Raw genomic sequence first — 19,272 nt, forward strand, 5'->3', positions numbered from 1 at the left:
TTATTCTCCGATAAACAACTCTACATCTGCCATATCCGTAAGGATATTTTTCTCTTCTGTTTCTTCAGGCGATGTAAAACTGTTTTCTTTTATAATATTCTGAAGGGCATTTCCGACTTTTACACTGTTCTGTCCTGCAGCAATGCTGTCCCAGTAATTGGTATCATAGCTGCTGTCTCCTGAATAGAAGGAAGGCTGTCTGATATAACGGAAGCTTGCGCTGTAAGCCTCTCCGACTGTGACTCCATTCTTACTCGAAGAGCAATGTACCGCAATCCAGTCGCCGGAATCTGTCTTTCCGCACAGAATTCCAACATGATTATCGGAACCTGCTTCCGGACCTCTCTGGAATACAAGATCCCCAGGCTGAGCATCCTGTTCACTGACAACTTGTGCATTCACCCATTGTTCCGATGTTCCGTCTCCGACCGCACTCTGCATAGACTGGTCATGATATCCGTTCACAACTGCCCAGGTGACAAAGCCGCTGCAGTCCAGTCCGTAGGCACGCACAGTCCCTGTACTGTTGCTTCCTGCCGATGTTACTCTCTCAGCTGTTCCCCAGGAAGGGTCATCTCCAAACACGGTAGATTTACCGCCCCAGAAATATCCAACCTTACCAACCAGCGAATAAGCTGCAGCAATTACATTCACGCGTTCTTCCGACACATCATCTCCAACGCTCTGGCGAACAAAGCCTTTTGCGGCAGTAACTGTTGCACAAAGCAGCTTGCAGTCTGTCTCGACATACTTTTTCAGAATCTGCCTGTCCTCACGGGAAATCTCATTTTTCTTAATATAGTAATTGATATGGCGATTACCGTAAGAAACGTTTGTGATATGCTCCTTATCTCTGACAACCGGATTCATTTCTTCAAAAATCGCAGCAAGTTCCTCCTTGCAGGAAGAATCCAGTGTAAAAGAAGCTGCACCTTCTTTACTTTTTTCATAGATATACACGGCAATGATATCCTGCCAGTTTCTTACCAGAAACGTATCCTCTGAAGTTGTCACACCGTCTGTACGGGAATCACTTGCATCTTCCAGTTTGTATTTTTTCTTGTAATCTTTTTCTATGGAATCCATCACGCTTGCAAAATCTTCGGAAAAAGTCAGCTGATACTCACTTTTCAACGTATCCAGGTAGAATTCTTTTCCTGCATGGATATTGGATACCATATTGGTGTAATATACAGGTTCACCGACTTTTACATCGATCGTCTGAATGCCGGTTCCATCCGTAATCTCCGAACCGTCCCCAAATTCGTCAGTCTTGTCCTCATCAGCTGCGGCCTTTAATTCGGATATAATGTTCTCATAACCTAACAGCAAATCGTAATTACTTACCAATGCCTGTTCTTCCGCTGAAAGTTTATCATATTTCAGGCGAAGGCTCTTCACCTGAAGTTCATAATCCAGCGTAATCTCCACTTCACTCAAAGCCTGAATCCCATCGACAATTTCCTTCACATTCTCTGGAAGAAGTCCTTCTTCCGGAGTCGGCGTCGGTGTTTCAGATGGTTCCGGCGTTGGGGTAAGTTCCCCGTCCGGTGTTGGTGTTGGCGTCAGTTCTCCATCGGGTGTCTCTGTTGGTTCCGGCGTCTCTGACGGTGTTGGTGTTTCTGATGGGGCAGGACTCTCTGATGGAGACGGTGTCTCTGATGGTCCTGGTGTAACCGATTCCTCAGAATCAAAAGAATTATCCTCTTCTGATGATGCACTGCCGTTTTCATCCGACTTATTATCGGAAGGCTCCTGATTTGCTTCCTGTCCGCTGCTGCCAGATTCATCGCTGCCGCCTGTCGATCCCGGTTCCTGATTGATTACCGGAGACTCTGCTGATGTTTCGGCAACCGGAACAACTTCAGACTGAGCAGCCGCTGTCGTTGTATCCACGGCCTTCACCTCAGCAGAAGCAACTTCCGAAGCTGTCAGATCCGCTTCATCAGAAGCCATCGCAGAGAAAGAACCTGCCATAACCATTGTGGATATCAATGTTATACATAAACATCTTGTTAAATACTTATTTTTCATAATAAATAAGATGCTCCCTTCTTTCCTTGGGCATCCCTTTACTCCCCACTATAAAGGTATGCTATATAGCAGAATTTCAACTAATTATTCTCCAACTTACATAGTACCTGTGTATTTTAGCATAATTTTTCCACAAAATCAACCGCCGGAGTCTTCACTCCGGCGGATATATAAAAAATTCACATTTTCTTCACACTTCATTCTTACGCAACAGTAAATTCAAAATTGCCGTGTGACATACACAGTTCAAACATTCCACGAACCACCTGAAGACAAACAGAAAGGATATAACGGATATCTTCTTCAATTGTGCGAACTTTCCTAAGGTAATCTGCATGCTTTCTTTCAACATAAGAAATCAGCTCCTGCAAATTGCCAAAATGAATGGTCTGTTCATCTTTGAGAAGGACTGCTGCTTCTCCGTTCTGAATACATTTTTTAAGGCCATTTTTCAGTTCTTTTTCATAATGGTTGTGTTCCATAAATGTTCCATGAAACGTCTTATTATGCGGAAAAGTGAAATAATCAGCAATATAATGAATCACTTCACCGAAACGGCGCCAGAACACTCTCTCATTGCAGACCTGAGAACCATTCTCCACCAGAAAACGAATTCTGTCCTGAATATTCCCAAATGTCCCGAAATATTCATGCCTTGTCGTCAAAAAGGAAGGCTTGCAGTCCGGAAGAATGCTTCCCAGACAAAACGCTTTTCTATGTAACTGAAGGCTGTGAGCCGTTTTCATTTGATCTGCCAGATAGCCTGCCAGAAGGATGTGGGATTTTTTTCTCAATGTTGTCCTCTTCTTTCCTGTTCTGCGGATGTTACCGAAAACATTGTACAGAAAAAGCGGATTTCTTCACCTTTTCGTTATCTGCAACCAAATCAACTATAACAGAAATCATTTCTGATTGCAATTCATCTATTCGTAAAAAAATGTGAAAAATTGTATTTTTTTATGTACTTTTTATTTTCCATTGAAAACACTGTACGTACTTCCAGCCTGAAGCTCTATGCCATGAGTCTCTGCAAGCTCATGAACGGTCACCAGTTCGTAACCCTGTTCTATCAGTTTCGGAATAATTATTTCAGCAGCATCCACAGTCTGTGAATAAATATCATGCATAAGAACGATAGAACCATCCTCAACCTGAGAAAGCACAGCATCCGCTGTTTTCTGGGCATCAAGTGTTTCCCAGTCCTCTGTATCAATGGACCAGAGAATCATCGGCACAGTCACCTGAGATACCACCGCATCATTGATTGAACCGTAGGGCGGTCTTAATACTGTGGAAACATGCCCTGTCAGTTCCTGGATCAGCTGGTCGGTTCTGGCAATCTCTGAAGCGATTCCATCAGAATCCAGAGTGGTAAAATCCGTATGAGAGTAAGAATGATTGCCAATCTCGCATCCCAGAGAATCGATACGCTTTACCTGATCCGGAAAATAACTGGCTTCCTCACCCACAAGGAAAAAAGTGGCTTTCGCCTGATTCGCTTCCAGACAGTCGAGAAGTCTGTCCGTGAAAGAGCTTGGACCATCATCAAATGTCAGGGCAACTGTTTTCTTATTCTGACTCTGATTTGTTTTTTTATCATCGGATTGCGCTTCTTCCTGAGCTGCAGCTGTTTTTTCTTCGCTTTCTTCCGCCGCTTTATCGTCTTTTTCTTCTGTCTCCGCTGTTCCTTTATCTTTTGTTTCTGATTTCTTCGATTCTTCCAGCTTCTTCTCTGACACAGATTCTTCTGTCTGCTTTGCTTCTGCATCTTTTCCGGAAGTCTCCGTCTTACCATCTTTCAGTCTGCCATCATTCAGAAAAACATAGGTTTCTTTGTCTATTATGACTTCTCCGGTCTGCATGATGCCATCCATATCCAGATAATATGTGTTTCCGTCGTCTTCCAGCCAGCCGGTCTGCATAATGCCATCTTTATCAAAATAATAATGATGTCCGTCCGTATCAATCAGCCATCCAGTATATGGAGCACCATCAACAAGGAACATCCAGTTGCTTCCGCTAGAAGTCCATACCCCTTTTGATGCTTCGGGAGAAGCTTCTTCTTTCTGCGGTTCTTCTTTCTGCGGTTCTTCCTCCTCCACAGGTTTTTCTATAGGTTCGGGCGTCACAGTTGGCTCTGAAACATTTTCTGTATCCTGTGAATCCCCGTCCACCAGGCTGTCGTCCGCATGAGAAATGGCATCTTCTTTATCTGCGGCAACAAACATATCCGGCTCTGTTCCAGTCACACCCGAAGAACGTTTCGCAGAGGATCCTGTCAATATAATTCCGAAAAATACGCACAGCAAAATCAAAATCATAAACAGTACTGGATTCGTCCGTTTTTTATCCCCCGGCATCTTATTACCTCCTTATCTGAAAGTCTGTTAAAATCCGTTTATTCTGCACGGAAATCCGGTGTGCCGTACAGGTCATAAGGAGTGCTCTGATATACGTAATAATTCAGCCAGTTTGTATAAAGATTGTTGGCATGCGCACGCCACATAAGCAGCGGACGGTATTCCGGATCATCATCGCGGTAATAATTCTTCGGAATATCGATCGGCAATCCTTTGCTCATGTCACGTTTGTATTCTCCGTCAAGCGTAATTCTGTCATATTCCGGATGCCCCATCACAAAGATCTTACGTCCTTCATCAGCCATCGCAAGAAACAGTCCTGCCTCGTCCGATTCCGCAAGTACCATCAGTTTTTCGCATGCGTGGATATCTGCAATCGGCACCTCCGTATGTCTGGAATGCGGTGCAAGGAACATATCATCAAATCCACGGACCAGCGGAATCTTACGGTTTAATACTTTGTGCCAGAAAAGTCCGAACATCTTGGAATCCAGCGGTTTCTTCTGAAGTCCGTAGAAGTGATATAGTGCAGCCTGTGCCGCCCAGCACAGGAAAATAGTGGAAGTAACATGAGATTCTGTCCAGTCCATAATCTCTTCCAGTTCCTTCCAGTAATCCACCTCCTCAAATGTCATCTGCTCTACAGGCGCTCCTGTAATGATCATTCCGTCAAACTTCAGGTCTTTCAGTTCAGGAAACGTCTGATAAAACTTATTCAAGTGGCTCAAAGACGTGTTTTTGGATTCGTGGCTTTCCACTGTCATAAACGTTACATCTACCTGAAGCGGTGTATTGGAAAGGGAACGCAGAAGCTGAAGTTCCGTTTCCTCCTTGAGCGGCATCAGATTCAGTACCAGAATATTGATCGGACGGATATCCTGATGAAGTGCCCGGTTCTCATCCATCACAAAAATATTTTCCCGTTCCAGTATTTCTTTCACCGGCAGATCACTCTGTATTTTAATTGGCATATTTCTTCCTCCTCGAAGTATGGCTTTCACAAGCCTGCATATTTTATCATAAATCAGAACACGATTCCTCTACTGGTTAGTTCTGATTTTTTCTCATTTTATTTCCACTATGCTTTTCCTGTCATTTTCAGGAATTCCATTTCAGATATAATCGGAACCCCCAGTTCTTTCGCTTTTTTGTTTTTGGATGAATTGGAAGTTGTATCATTATTGATCAGATAATTCGTTTTGCCGGTTACAGAACCGGTAACCTTGCCTCCCATGGATTCAATCAGTGTTTTCACTTCTCCTCTGTTGGCAAAATGTTCCACGCTTCCTGTAATCACAAAATTCATTCCTGCCAAAATCTGTTCACCGGAAATTTCTTCTTTTTGGATGATCAGATGACTCAGAAGGTGATCCAGTTTCCGGTTATTCTCTTCCTTTGCAAAATAGCCGGTCATATTCTGCGCGATCACAGGACCGATTCCATCGATTGCACTGATCTCATCCGTTTGGGCATGCCGTATTTTTTCCAGATCATCATCAAAATAACGGCAGATTACTTTGGCATTGGCCAGACCGATATTGGCAATTCCCAGACTGTAGATGACTCTGGGAAGAGTTGTTTCTCTGGCCTTTTCAAGGCTTGCCAGAAGATTGTCAAAAGATTTTTCTCCAAAGCCTTCCATCGACGTGATCTCATTCCGATATTTCTCAATCTCAAAGATATCACCAAAATCATGGATATAGCCTCTGGCAATAAATTTCTCCAGCGTAGCTTCCGATAAGCCGTCAATATTCATGGCATCACGACTGACAAACAGGGTAAAGGCCTTTATCTTTTTTGCGGCACAGTCAGGATTCATACAGTAGAGTGCTTCCACCTCATTTTCTCTGATCACCTTTGCTTCCTGTCCGCATGCAGGGCATTGATCAGGAATGATCAGCTTCCTGCTTCTTGTAAGATTTTCTGCAATCTGCGGTATGATCATATTGGCTTTGTATACCTGAATCACATCGCCGATACCAAGTTCCAGTTCTTTAACGATACTGACATTGTGTACGCTTGCCCGGCTTACAGTAGTTCCTTCCAGTTCCACCGGTTCAAAAACAGCTACCGGATTGATCAGACCGGTTCTCGACGGACTCCATTCTATTTCAAGAAGATGTGTTTCCCGGATTTCATCCGCCCATTTAAAGGCAAATGCATTCCTCGGGAACTTGGCCGTACGTCCAAGCGACTCTCCAAACGCAATATCATCATATAGTGCAACCAATCCATCTGAAGGAAAATCATTCCCGGATATTGCTTCTGCAAAATAATCCATCGCCTCATCAAGTGTTTCCGAGGTTACCATACGATATTCCACGACTTCAAATCCCTGTGAAACCAGCCACTGAAACTGATACTCCCTGGAATTATGCATATCCACATTTTCTGCGCTTACCAGACTGAACGCATAAAAATGTACATTTCTCCGTGCAGTGATCTGATTGTTCAGCTGCCGGACAGAGCCGCTGCAAAGATTTCTCGGGTTTTTATAACGTGCGTCCACATCTTCAATGGATGCATTGATTTTTTCAAAATCAGAATACGTAATAATGGCTTCCCCTCTCAGTACCAGCCGACCCTGATACGGAATCTTAAGCGGTATATTACAGAATACCTTTGCATTATTGGTAATGACCTCACCGGTTGTTCCATTTCCGCGGGTAACAGCTTTTTGCAGTTCTCCATGTTCATACGTCAGAACAATAGTCAGTCCATCCAGCTTCCAGGAGAGCAGTGTTCTGTGATTTCCGATAAATGATCTCAGCACCTCGCGGTCTTTTGTTTTATCCAGAGAAAGCATGGGACTCTCATGGGTCTCTTTCGGCAGTGAGTCAACGGCTTCATACCCCACGCTGACGGTCGGACTTCCTGCCAGAACGGTTCCGGTTTCTTTTTCCAGTTCCTGAAGTCTGTCGTAAAGAGCGTCGTACTCCAGATTGCTCATGATTTCCCGGTCTTCCTGATAATATGCCTTTGCTGCTTCGTTCAGTTTTCTGGACAGTTCTTTCATTTCCTGTATGGATGCTCCTGTTTCCATGTTGTCCTCCTGTTTCAATTACAGTTTCATTCGATGAAAATGCCAGCATGGAAGTCAGCGTCCTCCATTCTTCAGAGGAAATTTCCCGATAACCTCCTTCTGGTATCCCATCCAGTGTCAGATTCATAATACGTATTCTTTTCAGAGTGGTGACATGATATCCAAAATATTCACACATTCGTCGGATCTGACGGTTCAGTCCCTGGGTCAGTATGATACGGAAACTCTTTTTTCCTGTCCGTTCGACTGTACAGGGACGCGTCACGGTATCCAGAATCGGAACACCGGATGCCATATTCTTTAAAAATTCATCCGTTACAGGCCTGTCTACTGCAACCAGATATTCTTTTTCATGGCGATTCCCGGCACGCATGATTCTATTGACCAGATCTCCCTGATTTGTCATGAGGAGAAGTCCCTCCGACTCTTTATCAAGTCTTCCAATCGGATAGATGCGAAGAGGATATTTCAGGTATTCCGTTACAGTAGTCTCCTGTCTCTGCTTCCTGGTACTGCACACAATTCCGCGCGGTTTATAAAACAAAAGAAGTACCCGCCGTTCCTCTTTTGTTACTTTTTTCCCATCTACCAATACATCATCTTCTGATGAGATTCTTTCTCCCGGTTCTGCTGCATGTCCATTTACGCTTACTCTCCCGGATGCAATCAGGCGATCCGCTTCCCTTCGGGAACAGACTCCCGTTTCGCTCAAAAATTTATTGATTCTGATATCACCAGAGCTGTCTGTTTTTTGACAGTTCACAAGATTGTCTGTTTTTTGATGGTTCATAGGTTCTGTTTGCTTCCCTGTATTCATATAGATTTGCTCTGTTTCTCCATACCCGTTTTTTATTATATATTTTTTTTCGTATATCCGCAACCTGTGTTTCCCTTTATGGTTTTCCCTTTTCCTTTGTCACAAAAAAGGGGCTCCCGCACATAGGTTTTCCAATGCGGCATCCCCTTTTACATACCATATTTACTTTTTATCAGACTTACTCAAGAAGACTGTTGTGAACATACCCTGAAATACCATCATAACTGATCTGGATCCATTCACCTTCCTGGCCTGTTTTTTCGACCTCTGTTCCGGCAGAAAGAACATCAATAATTTCTGCTTCACTGTCCGCAGACTCTCTTACATTACATTCTTCTATTACCGTAAGCTTTGTACCATTTTCCGATACAGAAGATGACTGACCATCTTCTCCAAGTCCTTCAAGAAATTCCGCAAGTGCAGGATCCTCCTGCTGTGCTTTTTCATTTTCTGCCTGTACTTCTGCAATAAGCTCTGCCACATCCGCATCTTTCTGCATTTCATCCGTATAAGCAGTAATCTCTGCATCCTGCAGAGCGCCCCCATCAATTTTCAGTTTGCCTTCACTGTCCGTTTCCACATAAAACTGACTCAATGCAGGCACCGGTGTATCAATTCCCTTACACATGTATTGAAAAACAGCATATACTACATAAGAATCTTCTGTCAATCCCTTTTTACTGTAGACATCCTTAACTTCATACCCTTCAATGTAATCTTTGGAATTGGTAATTCTGGCTTCATCTGACGGTGACAGATCATACTCCAGAGTTCTGAGTGTGGCAATATCTTTCTCCCCAAGAGCCTTGTAATAGCTCTTAATCAATGCAGTCATTTCTGCATTATTTTTTTCCATGGGATTGGTATCTTCTTTCTTCCCGTCGTTTGTCTCCCCATCATCTTCCGGAGAAGAAGGAACATTTCCCTGGTCGTTGTTCTCCGCTGACAGCTGTCCGGCTTCCTGCTGCTTTGATTCGGAATTCCCCTTATTGCTTCCGACGCATGCACGAAAACCCAGAATAGCCACAGCAACGATTAACAGAATTGCTCCGCCAAGCATAAAATAGCGAAGGTTATCTGATAACCATTCTCTGAAATTATCCAAGTTCTTGTCCTCCTTATAATACAACACGCCGGAACGGAAGACCCGTTCCGGACAATACACCTGAAGGGAATCGAACCCCCGCACATGGTACCGGAAACCACTGCTCTATCCACTGAGCTACAGGTGCATATTAATTGGTAATCCCAAGACTTTTATACTATAACACACTTTTTGGGATTTGTAAAGTTTTATGTTTGATTATTAAAATCCGGGGAAATCACTGAAAATAATGACTTTTCTAATTAACATCCCAAAAGTGTGTTATAAAAAATTATTTTTTCTCTTCCCAGTCAAACCGATATACCACATATTCTTCTGTCTGCGCAATCGGTATACAGCCGACTTCTTTTAAATAGTCATGTTTCAGATTCAAGACAGATACAACCAGATAATCCGTTTTGGCAGTAATCAAAGCATCACAAAATATATCTTTGTCTACATCTTCATTATAATATACAACATCCATAATTGCTTTCTGTCTTTGATAACTGGCTTTTTCCGAATTTACTTTGATCACACCGGAACCTGCCCGATAAAGCACCGCATCCCGGTTCAGTACCAGAAAAAGTGAAGCATCGTACTGCCTTGCAGTAAAATTCAATCCAATATCGAATACTACTCTCGGATTTTCTTTCTTACCATCTCCGTGAATCACCGAACAGACGGACCTGAGCTCATCAGGCACTTTATAAAGATTTTCCGCAGCAGTAAAATTTTGGGCAATTCCCTGCATAGGTGTTCCGGAACATACAATAATTGCGACCATCAGTAATGCGGCCACTATTTTCCCGGCTGTTTTTTTTCGAGAGCAAATAATTCGGACTGCATAATAGGCAATTCCCGGAATCACAGGAAGAATCCAGAAAAAGCGGTAATATTCGTCTTCGAAATTCATTTTCGGGATGACATACTTCACAAATAACGGATTATATACCGTTAACGCCAGAGAAAGTGCATAGCAGAGAAAAATACGCGCTGTCTGTTTTTTATGATAAAATAAACTCCATAATATTCCACACAGAAATAAAATCGGAAACAGACAGCTGCCCCAGTATTCTTCTGCACAGACCCGCACAAACCGCAGACCTAATTCCTCAATGCTGACTCCAGCCATACTTATCCCTCCTTATGATGCATGAAATACAAACCATCCGGTTTTTGTACCATAATACAGAAGAAAATACAGCACTTCCGGAATCATACAAATACACAGCGGAATCACCTTTTTAACATTTTTACGCTGCCATAGCATCGGAAAAATACCTGCCGCTATGGCAGCCAGCAGAATAATCGAAGACCCCGAAAAACATACCGCGCTCAAAGATGACAGAAAGAGCATAATCCACATATTTCTTTCCTCTTCCTTCCAGAACCAGATGCTGCAGTACAAAACTGCCGGTATCGCAATATTTGCAAGGAGTGATTTTCCTTCGTATGCTCTTGTAAAGAAAAACGTGCCTGAAGTATAAATGGTATTTGTAAACAACTGCAGCAGGCATACAAAACATACCATCATGTCTGCTTTCTTTTTATTGTTATCAAACAGTCTCTTTCCGATCTGATAGATGATCAGATTGGCGACCAGTACATTCATAACGGACATCACTGTTTTTGACTGTACAATCGGATGAATTCCTAAAAGTTCACACCAGACAGCGTTATGCATCGGATAACCTGAAAAAACATATCGTTCTTCAAATTCTTTCAAAAGGCTGCCGGTATATGGATTATAGCGGCACATCGTTCCTGTATAGACAGAAGTAGAGACTGTTCCGACATAATATGCTGCATCCGCAGTCGTATCCTGATACAAAGCCACAACCACGCATTGAAATACAATTACGGCTGCCGCCAGAAGAAGCATCCAGGAATGCTCCTTCCAGACTTCTGAAATCTTAAGACATTGAGCTGCCCACTGTTTCCTCATCAATACTGTACCGATACCCCAAACAACGATAAGCAGTATTCCCCAGCAAACAGAAAAAGCATGTAAAGGTACCCAAAGAAGAGTCATTGGCACAACGATAAGTTCAAATATGGAAAAATAAAGGAGATAGCCAAGGATCACTGCCATTGAAGAATCCTGTTTCATTTTCAGCGTTTTCATCAATACACTTCCAAAAACAAAAAACACCAAAAACTGAAGACAGAATCCGCATCCTGCTCTCATTAACTCTATCATAATCTGCTTATTCCCTTTCTTCCTGCTCCAGAATTCCCATCGCAATTTTTTCCGGTGTAATAGGAAGCTCTCTTGCTCTTACTCCTACTGCATTATAAATCGCATTGGCAATTGCCGGAGATGGCGTATCGATAACCAGTTCTCCGATCGATTTTGCCCCGAAAGGCCCTGTCTCTTCATAACTGCTGCGGAAATCCACACGTATGGAACCAATATCCATTCTGCTTGGAATCTTATACTGCATAAAGGAATTATTACGGACAGCGCCCTTTTCGCTGTACTGTACATCTTCATACAGTGCCATGCCGATTCCCTGGGCAATTCCGCCCTCGGTCTGCACACGCGCCAGGTTCGGGTTGATCGGTGTTCCGCAGTCTGCAACTGCTACATAATCCAGCACCTTTACGCTTCCTGTTTCTTTATCGATCTCCACTTCAGCCATTCCCACCATATAAGGAGGCGGAGAAATCTGAGATGAATGCGATCTTGTCACCTGAAGTTCCTGGGTATTTCCGCAGGTACCTTTTACAGCAATCTCCCTGAGCGAAACTTTTTTATCACTGGAATATACATATTCTCCGTCAAAATCCACCTGATCTTTTTCTGCATCCAGCATAGCGGCGCCAAGCGCACAGATTTTTTCCCGCAGGGCTTCACACGCATGCATCACAGCAACACCGGTAGTATACGTTGTCGCGGATGCGTAAGAGCCGGAATCATATGGAGAAATATCGGTATCCACACCGAACACAACAATATTTTCCATGGAAGTTTCCAGACATTCGGCAGCAATCTGAGCCATAATGGTATCACAGCCCGTACCCATATCGGTACATCCAAGCCCCAGTGTATAGGAACCGTCTTCATTCAGCTTCAGATCCGCACCGCCTACATCAACGCCTGCAATGGATGATCCCTGCATTGCCATCGCAACACCGACACCGCGCACCTTGCCGTTTCCCATATCGCGGCATGGATATTTGGCATCCCAGTCCATCATTTCTTTTGCCCGGACCATACACTGATCCATGGCACAGCTTGTTGCATAAGGGCTGTCCGGATATCCCGGAAGCGGACCGCCTTCCAGAGGCATATTCAGTTCTCTGATTTTTACAGGATCCATATGCATCTGTGCTGCCAGTTCATTCACTGCAGATTCTACCGCAAAAATACCCTGTGTGGCACCATAACCGCGGTATGCTCCGGCAGCCTGCATATTCGTATAGACCACATCGTAGGCAAACCGGTAAGCTTCCAGGTGACGGTAAAGAGCAATGGATTTATGCCCGCTCAGAGAAACTGTTGTCGGTCCATGCTCACCGTAAGCACCGGTGTTGGACAGAGAATACACATCCAGAACACGGACGATTCCATTTTCATCCGCTCCTGCACGAACACGAATTTCCATTTCATGCCGCGGAGAAGAACAGATCTGCGATTCATATCTGGAATAGACAAGCTTACATGGACGTCCTGTTTTCCAGGTCACAAATGCAGGATATACATCGGATACAGCAGTCTGTTTCGCACCGAATCCTCCGCCGATACGCGGCTTGATCACACGGATCTTCGATGAAGGAATATCCAGGGCTGTTCCCAGAATTCTCCTTACATGGAATGGGATCTGTGTCGATGAAACCACATTCAATCGTCCGAAATGGTCCATATAACAATAACTGCGGAATGTTTCCATCATTGCCTGCTGATTTGCTTTTGTATGATAAACCTGATCCACGGTATATTTGCACTGTGCCAGAAGTTCTTCCACATTTCCGGATTCTTCTGTATAGGAAGCACAGAGATTCCGTTTATTATCTGCTCCCACAGGCACTTTGGATTCCCAGTTACCCTCCGGATGAACCAGAGTCTTATGATCCATGGCTGTATGAATATCAAGCACCGGTTCCTCTACACGATACTTGACTTTAATACGCTTCAATGCCTTATCTACTGCAGCCTCTGTTTCTCCCGCAACGATTGCCACCGCATCTCCGACAAAACGCACATGCCGGTCCAGGATCAGACGGTCATAAGGACTCATTTCCGGATAAGTCTGTCCGGCAAGCGTAAAGCGTTTCTGAGGCACATCCTTGTATGTAAAAACACAGGCAATACCACTTACCTGAGCAGCAGTTCCTGTACGAATATCTTCAATCCATGCATTTGCATAAGGGCTTCTTAAAATTTTTACGATCAGGCAGTCTTTTGGGGCAAGATCATCTGTATATACCGGTTTTCCTGTTACAAGGGACATGGCGTCACTTTTCCGCACCGGCTGATTGACGTATTTCATTCTTCTCCCTCCTTCTGTGCTTTTTTGTACTGAAGGAACTTCAGAATACTTCTTGTCTGTCCCACAAATCCGGAACAGCGGCAAAGATTTCCGGACAGATATTCCCGGATTTCCTCTTCCGTAGGATCCGGAATTTCTTTCAGCATGGCAAAAACATTCATAATAAACCCGGGATTGCAGAAGCCGCACTGTTCTGCTCCTTCATCTGCAAGAAAGCTTCCAAATTCTTCCGCTTCTTTCTGCATTCCTTCCAGAGTAATGATTTTGTGTCCTTCTGCCCGAACCGCAAGAACACTGCAGGACAAAACCGGTTTTCCATCCATAAGAACTGTACAGAGTCCGCAGTTGGCAGTTTCACAGCCTCTTTTTACACTGTAACAGCCTTTCTGGCGAAGAAAATCAAGAAGCAGGGTATCCGGTTCTGCTTCTCCGCTGACACAGACACCGTTCAGCCAAAAACTAATATTCATTTTTCATTCCTCCTACTGCTTCCCATGCTCTTCTGGTCAATACCTTTACCAGAAGTTTCCTGTACTCTGCAGACGCACGCATATTTCCTCCGACAGGTACCTTCTGCGCTGCATACTCTGCAAAGGACCGGATTGCAGCTTCACGCTGCTTTTTGGTCATTTCCTTAAATCCCTTCATAATCCCGCGAGTATCTTCTACAATCATCGCCCGTCCCGGCCGGGCACCGATCACCGTAACAGCATCTTCTCCAATAAGAGATGCCGCACATGTCAGCACCGGAAAATCGGTTTCCGAATTACGCTGACTGATATAGCTGCAAAATACCGGTGTTTTTTTCACAATAATATTTACCAGAATATCTCTGTCTTTTTTCATGGAGGCAAATTCTGCCAGAGGAATGATTCCGCCCTGGTAAAGCTCTACCCAGGTATCCATAGCCAGAAACATGGTCAGTACATCGGAAAATCCATATCTTCCATAAATACTGCCTCCTACTGTCGCACAATTGCGAAACTGTACACCTACAATATGACGAAGGCTTTCCCTGACCGCTCCATGAGAAAAGGCATCCAGCGCAGGATTCACTTCCAGATCTCTGAGCGACGTCATACAGCCAATCACAAATTCTTCTTCCGTTTCCGAAATCGTATCCAGTCCCAGACCGGACAGATCAATGGCTGTGGAAACATTCCGATTTCCCATCTTCAGCCATACCATTCCGCCCAAAACACAGGCTGTTTTTTTCTGATTCAGTTCATAGGCCTCGGCAACGCTTTTTACTTTTATATAATTCCTGATTTTCAGCATTCCGTTATCCTTTCTAAATGTATTTTACAAATTTTTTCTGTCCTTTTACAAAGGGCATAAAAATAGACATTTTCTTTTCAATTTTAACAGGAATCATCTCAAATTTCCAGTCTGTGATTTCAAAAACATATAAAAAATCCTGAACATGGATATTTGCATCTGGTACATCAAAAAATATATCAATAATCAGGTGCTTTTTCTGTCTATTTGTGATATAATATAGATACAAAAGAAGGAAAATATGGTAATTATTCACAATGACAGAACCATACTCTGTATTCCAGGAAGGGAGGAATCCTTATGAGTAAACGGATCATTACCATTAACCGCATGTTTGGAAGCGGTGGACGCGCGATTGGAAAGGCACTTGCAGAAGAACTTGATATTCATTTTTATGACAAGGAATTAATTGAACTGGCAAGCAAAGAAAAAAAGATTCCTTTTGATGAACTCGCCAAAGTAGACGAGAAAAAAGCCAACCAGTGGCTTTTCCCGGTAGACTACGAAGTGCAGATGAATCCGGAGTATCATTTTATTCCAATGAATGATGTCCTCTACGAAGTGCAGCGTGATATCATCATCAATCTTGCAGATAAAGAAGACTGCGTCATCGTTGGAAGATGTGCCAATCATATCCTGAAAGATAAAACTATGAGCGTTTTCATTTATGCGCCTTTTGAGTACCGGGTAAAAACAGTTATGGAGAGAACCGGACGCGAGGAAAAAAGCGTACGCAAACTTGTCAGACGTATGGACAAAGAACGAAAAGCATATTACGAATACTTTACGGATTCCAGCTGGACCGATATGAAAGAATATGATCTCTGTATCGACAGCAGCCGTTTTACCACAGAACAGATTCTGAATGTTTTAAAAGGAAGCCTTTAACGGGCTTCCTTTTTATGAGATCTATTGCAAAAAAACACCACTGTGGGAGGATTCTGCAAAGGCAGGATCTTTTTATATAATCTGCTCCATTCCCATATCATGATAACAGATAATTCTTCAGGAACTCGTAAATCTGCTGTTCCGTTGGAGGACAGCCGTCCAGATGGCATCTGAAATTTCTGGTACAGTGCCCGATCCCCAGTTCTCCGGTTTTCCCACGCCAGCCCTGTCCGATGCAGATTTTTTCTTCCAGTCTTTCAAACAGACCTTCCTCCCGCAGCATATCCAGAGCAGGAATCAGATATCCGTAACAGGCACTGCATGACTCCACTTCTTCCACGGCATCCTGAAGCTCCACAACTTTCCGGGATTTTGGCATTGGTTCCGCATCCCCTTTGCTGCACAGGCAGATTTCTGCCTTATGAATATCCGCACATCCAGCCCCCAGCTGTTCTGCCATAACCACATAAGGAACCTCTGACACCTCATAATGCATCATATGGCAGACATAGGCATCCATCAATACAGGATCTCTTCCGGCAAGAATCCGGTTCATCACCACCGGATGACCGCCATCCTCAAAATCCAGATCGCCGCAGATATTATCTACCACAATAAAATCCTGATAAATCCCTGCTGCAAGATGTGCAATCGGTTTATGGAGCCCCAAAGAATGAAAGCGTCTTTTTTCGAAATTAGGAATCAGGCCTTTCATATTTTTCAGCGCACATGTGATTTTTGTCTGACAATGTCCCTTCAGAACCGGAACATTAATCATAAAATCAACATTCTCCACACAGGCGCACAGATGCAGTTCCATTCCTGCGCAATCCTTTACAACCGCTTTTTCTTTCTGGGTATCTATAAATGGAACTCCGTACTTTTCCGAAAGCTCTTTATATCCGCAGACTTCATAAGCCTCGGACGTTCTGTCGCCAACCCAGGATCCTTCCATCATGGTCAGATTTGTAAACTCATTCTCCTGCAAATATTCCAGAATCCCGGCAACCACCTCCGGATGCGTGGTTCCTCCGTAGGAAGCCACTGTCGGAGAAACCAGATTGGGTTTGATCCCGATTCTGGAGTTCCGATTACCGATCAGACCAGCCAGATCACATACCGTCAGCAATTCTTTTGTCATTTCTTTATATTCTGTACCGCATTTTATATAAATCTGATTTTTCTCCATATCGATTCTCCAATTTAATTTTTACAGACAGAAATGTCTGCTTTTACAGGCATTGCTTTTACAGTCATTGCTTTTACAGTTTAATATTGTTCTTTTATGTTAAAACAGAACTTGTACAAAGAGCATATAACAGACTGTTCCACTTACGATTGAGAGCAGGGTATTATGCTTCCACTTATGTAATACGACCACCAGCAAGGCGGACACGATTTCCGGAATCCCGTGTGCCGGACCGGTGAAACTGGTGTTTTTCAGGCAATATACAACCAGCATTGCCATAATTGCCGACGGCAGAACATTTCCCAGATAAAGTATCGGACGGGGTGTTCCCCTGGAAAATACCGCAAACGGCAAAAAACGAAGAAGCTGTGTCACTGCCCCTATAACAAGAATCAACATCAGCGAATATTTCACATCAATCATGATCCGCTTCCTCCTTTGTAATAACCCCTTTCAAAACAAAAAGACCTGCCGTAATGCCGATCATGGATGGTATCAGAAAATTGGATACACCGAACACCGCAAGACAGATTACCGTAACCGCAATTCCAAGCACTGCAGGGATATGCTGTTTATTTTTCTCCCACTGTTCCACCATGATCACTACAAAAAGTGCAGACATGGAAAAGTCAATTCCGTTTGTATTAAACGGGATGACACTTCCCAGAAGGCCTCCAAGAAAGCTGCCCAGCACCCAGTAGCTCTGATCCATCAGGGTAACCCAGAAATAATAATCTTTTTTACGGATTCCTTCCGGCAGACAGGGATCACACACAAGAGAATACGTCTCATCTGTCAGCCCGTAAATCAGATAGGGCCTTGCGGCTCCTGTATCACGGTATTTCTCAACCATCGATACCCCATAAAAAACATGTCTTGCATTTACCATCAATGTCATAAATGCTGCTGTAAGCAGGGATCCATGCCCTGCAAGGAGGCCGACTCCCACATACTGCATGGATCCGGCATAAATAGCTACGCTCATCAGGACTGCCCACCAGAAGGAATATCCCTTGTCATGAAGCAGGATACCAAATCCGATCCCGAGTACAAGATATCCTGCCATCACGGGAATCGTCGATAAAAATGAATATTTTATTGTCTGTCTGTTCATTTCCAGTTCCTCATTTGTCTTCCGAAATTTATGTTAAAGCTGCAAACATATCGGACATGAAACATTTTATCATACAATAATGACCCGGTCAAAAAACTTTTTGACAAACTCAAAAAAAAGACAACGGCGGGGAGCTTTAATGTTTGCTCTCCGCCATTGCCTTGTTTTTATATCAGGGAGTTTCCAGGTAGCCCCAGCCGTACCAGTCGTCGTACCCGGGCTCTCCCATATCCTGCGTCATATCCGCGAAATGTTCTGTGATCAGCAAAGGATCATTGCCGTCCTGAAGATAATCGGCGATCATGCCGGAGACACGGGCAGCGGCATAGGATGAGCCTTTTTCATCGCCGCAGTCACCGCGGACACAGAAATCGACGGCTTCTCCGTAAAGATACCACAGGCTGGTCTGCGGCTCTCCTTCCTCATTCAGGTTGACACCTGCGATGCCGATGACCTCGTCCCATGCGGCGGGATAAGCGACGGTACCGGGACCGGTGCTCAAACTCAGATTACCGGTGCTGGCAACGAGGATGGCGCCCTGGTCATGAGCGTAGAGAATGGCTTCATGAAGAGCGTCACTTTCGTCAGCCAGTGTCCAGCTCATGTTGATAACATCCGCATGATATGTATCCACGGCGGCATACAGCGCGGAAATAATAGCCTCCTCATTCACGGTATCCTGAGAATCAAAACACTTGAGCATAACCACCTTCGCCTCCGGCGCACCGTTTCTCACCAGCGAACAGATACGGGTGCCATGGCCGACAGTATCCGTCAGATCGTCGGGATCATCCAGGAAGTTCTCTCCTTCCGTGTGATTCTCGCTGCAGCCGGAATCAAGGATACAGACAGTGATCTCTTCCGCTGCATAACAGGTCGTCCACGGAAGGATCATGAATAAAATCAGAATTGCAGGAAGAGCCGAAACTCTTCCTGCAAAGTTAAAAATCGTTCGTTTCATATTACCTT

The 19,272-nt window shown here is 44.0% G+C and carries 16 protein-coding genes, 1 tRNA gene and 1 pseudogene; 1 reads left to right on the forward strand and 17 read right to left on the reverse strand.

What is annotated here, in order from left to right:
* The 13 genes and pseudogenes from ACTNEW_RS06540 to ACTNEW_RS06600 form a co-directional block, all read right to left on the reverse strand.
* Positions 1–2,034, reverse strand: coding sequence for an NlpC/P60 family protein (locus ACTNEW_RS06540; protein ID WP_441059240.1), 2,034 nt, complete (start codon positions 2,032–2,034; stop codon positions 1–3).
* A gap of 203 nt (positions 2,035–2,237) precedes the next feature.
* Positions 2,238–2,828 carry a zinc dependent phospholipase C family protein gene (locus ACTNEW_RS06545; RefSeq protein WP_441059242.1) on the reverse strand — a complete coding sequence of 197 codons (591 nt, stop codon included), beginning with the start codon at positions 2,826–2,828 and terminating at the stop codon, positions 2,238–2,240.
* Positions 2,829–3,002: 174 nt separating this feature from the next.
* Complete coding sequence (locus ACTNEW_RS06550) at positions 3,003–4,394, reverse strand: polysaccharide deacetylase family protein (protein ID WP_441059244.1); 1,392 nt, start codon at positions 4,392–4,394, stop codon at positions 3,003–3,005.
* A gap of 38 nt (positions 4,395–4,432) precedes the next feature.
* Positions 4,433–5,365, reverse strand: a complete 933-nt coding sequence (metA, locus tag ACTNEW_RS06555) for a homoserine O-acetyltransferase MetA (protein WP_441059246.1) — start codon at positions 5,363–5,365, stop codon at positions 4,433–4,435.
* Between the two features lie 107 nt (positions 5,366–5,472).
* Positions 5,473–7,437, reverse strand: a complete 1,965-nt coding sequence (gene ligA / locus ACTNEW_RS06560; protein ID WP_441059248.1) for an NAD-dependent DNA ligase LigA — start codon at positions 7,435–7,437, stop codon at positions 5,473–5,475.
* Between the two features lie 88 nt (positions 7,438–7,525).
* A pseudogene (locus ACTNEW_RS06565) lies at positions 7,526–8,254 on the reverse strand (pseudouridine synthase); the annotation flags it as partial.
* 178 nt (positions 8,255–8,432) lie between these two features.
* A complete protein-coding gene (locus ACTNEW_RS06570) occupies positions 8,433–9,359 on the reverse strand; it encodes an SH3 domain-containing protein (protein ID WP_441059250.1) in 927 nt (308 codons plus the stop codon).
* 55 nt (positions 9,360–9,414) lie between these two features.
* A tRNA-Arg gene (locus ACTNEW_RS06575) sits at positions 9,415–9,486 on the reverse strand.
* A 144-nt stretch (positions 9,487–9,630) separates the two neighbouring features.
* On the reverse strand, positions 9,631–10,473 hold the full coding sequence (locus tag ACTNEW_RS06580) for a hypothetical protein (protein WP_441059252.1): 843 nt from the start codon (positions 10,471–10,473) through the stop codon (positions 9,631–9,633).
* 12 nt (positions 10,474–10,485) lie between these two features.
* Entirely contained in the window at positions 10,486–11,541 is a 1,056-nt protein-coding gene (locus tag ACTNEW_RS06585; protein WP_441059254.1) for a DUF6077 domain-containing protein, read from the reverse strand.
* A 7-nt stretch (positions 11,542–11,548) separates the two neighbouring features.
* Positions 11,549–13,834, reverse strand: a complete 2,286-nt coding sequence (locus ACTNEW_RS06590; protein ID WP_441059256.1) for a xanthine dehydrogenase family protein molybdopterin-binding subunit — start codon at positions 13,832–13,834, stop codon at positions 11,549–11,551.
* Positions 13,831–14,304 carry a (2Fe-2S)-binding protein gene (locus tag ACTNEW_RS06595; RefSeq protein WP_441059258.1) on the reverse strand — a complete coding sequence of 158 codons (474 nt, stop codon included), beginning with the start codon at positions 14,302–14,304 and terminating at the stop codon, positions 13,831–13,833. The genes ACTNEW_RS06590 and ACTNEW_RS06595 overlap by 4 nt, the downstream gene beginning before the upstream one ends.
* The gene (locus ACTNEW_RS06600; RefSeq protein WP_441059260.1) at positions 14,294–15,112 is read right to left on the reverse strand and encodes an FAD binding domain-containing protein; all 819 of its coding nucleotides are present in this window, start codon (positions 15,110–15,112) and stop codon (positions 14,294–14,296) included. The genes ACTNEW_RS06595 and ACTNEW_RS06600 overlap by 11 nt, the downstream gene beginning before the upstream one ends.
* Before the next feature lie 300 nt (positions 15,113–15,412).
* Between ACTNEW_RS06600 and ACTNEW_RS06605 the strand changes: the two genes are divergently transcribed.
* Complete coding sequence (locus tag ACTNEW_RS06605; RefSeq protein WP_441059262.1) at positions 15,413–16,000, forward strand: AAA family ATPase; 588 nt, start codon at positions 15,413–15,415, stop codon at positions 15,998–16,000.
* Positions 16,001–16,097: 97 nt separating this feature from the next.
* On the opposite strand, the gene ACTNEW_RS06610 is transcribed toward ACTNEW_RS06605, so the two are convergent.
* From ACTNEW_RS06610 to ACTNEW_RS06625, 4 genes are all read right to left on the reverse strand, one after another.
* Complete coding sequence (locus ACTNEW_RS06610; RefSeq protein WP_441059264.1) at positions 16,098–17,189, reverse strand: DUF362 domain-containing protein; 1,092 nt, start codon at positions 17,187–17,189, stop codon at positions 16,098–16,100.
* A gap of 99 nt (positions 17,190–17,288) precedes the next feature.
* The gene (locus ACTNEW_RS06615) at positions 17,289–17,612 is read right to left on the reverse strand and encodes a branched-chain amino acid transporter permease (protein WP_441059266.1); all 324 of its coding nucleotides are present in this window, start codon (positions 17,610–17,612) and stop codon (positions 17,289–17,291) included.
* Positions 17,605–18,303: an AzlC family ABC transporter permease gene (locus ACTNEW_RS06620; RefSeq protein ID WP_441059268.1), complete on the reverse strand. Its 699-nt coding sequence runs from the start codon at positions 18,301–18,303 to the stop codon at positions 17,605–17,607. Before ACTNEW_RS06620 ends, ACTNEW_RS06615 begins: the two co-directional genes overlap by 8 nt.
* 172 nt (positions 18,304–18,475) lie before the next feature.
* Positions 18,476–19,264: a S8 family peptidase gene (locus ACTNEW_RS06625; RefSeq protein WP_441059270.1), complete on the reverse strand. Its 789-nt coding sequence runs from the start codon at positions 19,262–19,264 to the stop codon at positions 18,476–18,478.
* Positions 19,265–19,272: the final 8 nt, after the last annotated feature.

This window comes from Blautia sp. HCP3S3_G3, assembly GCF_052063365.1.
Lineage (GTDB): Bacteria > Bacillota > Clostridia > Lachnospirales > Lachnospiraceae > Blautia_A.

Coding starts and splice junctions, on each gene's coding strand:
- ACTNEW_RS06550 (WP_441059244.1), bottom strand. CDS start 4,394: ATGCCGGGGGATAAAAAACGGACGAATCCAGTACTGTTTATGATTTTG.
- ligA (WP_441059248.1), bottom strand. CDS start 7,437: ATGGAAACAGGAGCATCCATACAGGAAATGAAAGAACTGTCCAGAAAA.
- ACTNEW_RS06585 (WP_441059254.1), bottom strand. CDS start 11,541: ATGATAGAGTTAATGAGAGCAGGATGCGGATTCTGTCTTCAGTTTTTG.
- ACTNEW_RS06605 (WP_441059262.1), top strand. CDS start 15,413: ATGAGTAAACGGATCATTACCATTAACCGCATGTTTGGAAGCGGTGGA.
- ACTNEW_RS06615 (WP_441059266.1), bottom strand. CDS start 17,612: ATGATTGATGTGAAATATTCGCTGATGTTGATTCTTGTTATAGGGGCA.
- ACTNEW_RS06600 (WP_441059260.1), bottom strand. CDS start 15,112: ATGCTGAAAATCAGGAATTATATAAAAGTAAAAAGCGTTGCCGAGGCC.
- metA (WP_441059246.1), bottom strand. CDS start 5,365: ATGCCAATTAAAATACAGAGTGATCTGCCGGTGAAAGAAATACTGGAA.
- ACTNEW_RS06590 (WP_441059256.1), bottom strand. CDS start 13,834: ATGAAATACGTCAATCAGCCGGTGCGGAAAAGTGACGCCATGTCCCTT.
- ACTNEW_RS06625 (WP_441059270.1), bottom strand. CDS start 19,264: ATGAAACGAACGATTTTTAACTTTGCAGGAAGAGTTTCGGCTCTTCCT.
- ACTNEW_RS06540 (WP_441059240.1), bottom strand. CDS start 2,034: ATGAAAAATAAGTATTTAACAAGATGTTTATGTATAACATTGATATCC.
- ACTNEW_RS06610 (WP_441059264.1), bottom strand. CDS start 17,189: ATGGAGAAAAATCAGATTTATATAAAATGCGGTACAGAATATAAAGAA.
- ACTNEW_RS06595 (WP_441059258.1), bottom strand. CDS start 14,304: ATGAATATTAGTTTTTGGCTGAACGGTGTCTGTGTCAGCGGAGAAGCA.
- ACTNEW_RS06580 (WP_441059252.1), bottom strand. CDS start 10,473: ATGGCTGGAGTCAGCATTGAGGAATTAGGTCTGCGGTTTGTGCGGGTC.
- ACTNEW_RS06620 (WP_441059268.1), bottom strand. CDS start 18,303: ATGAACAGACAGACAATAAAATATTCATTTTTATCGACGATTCCCGTG.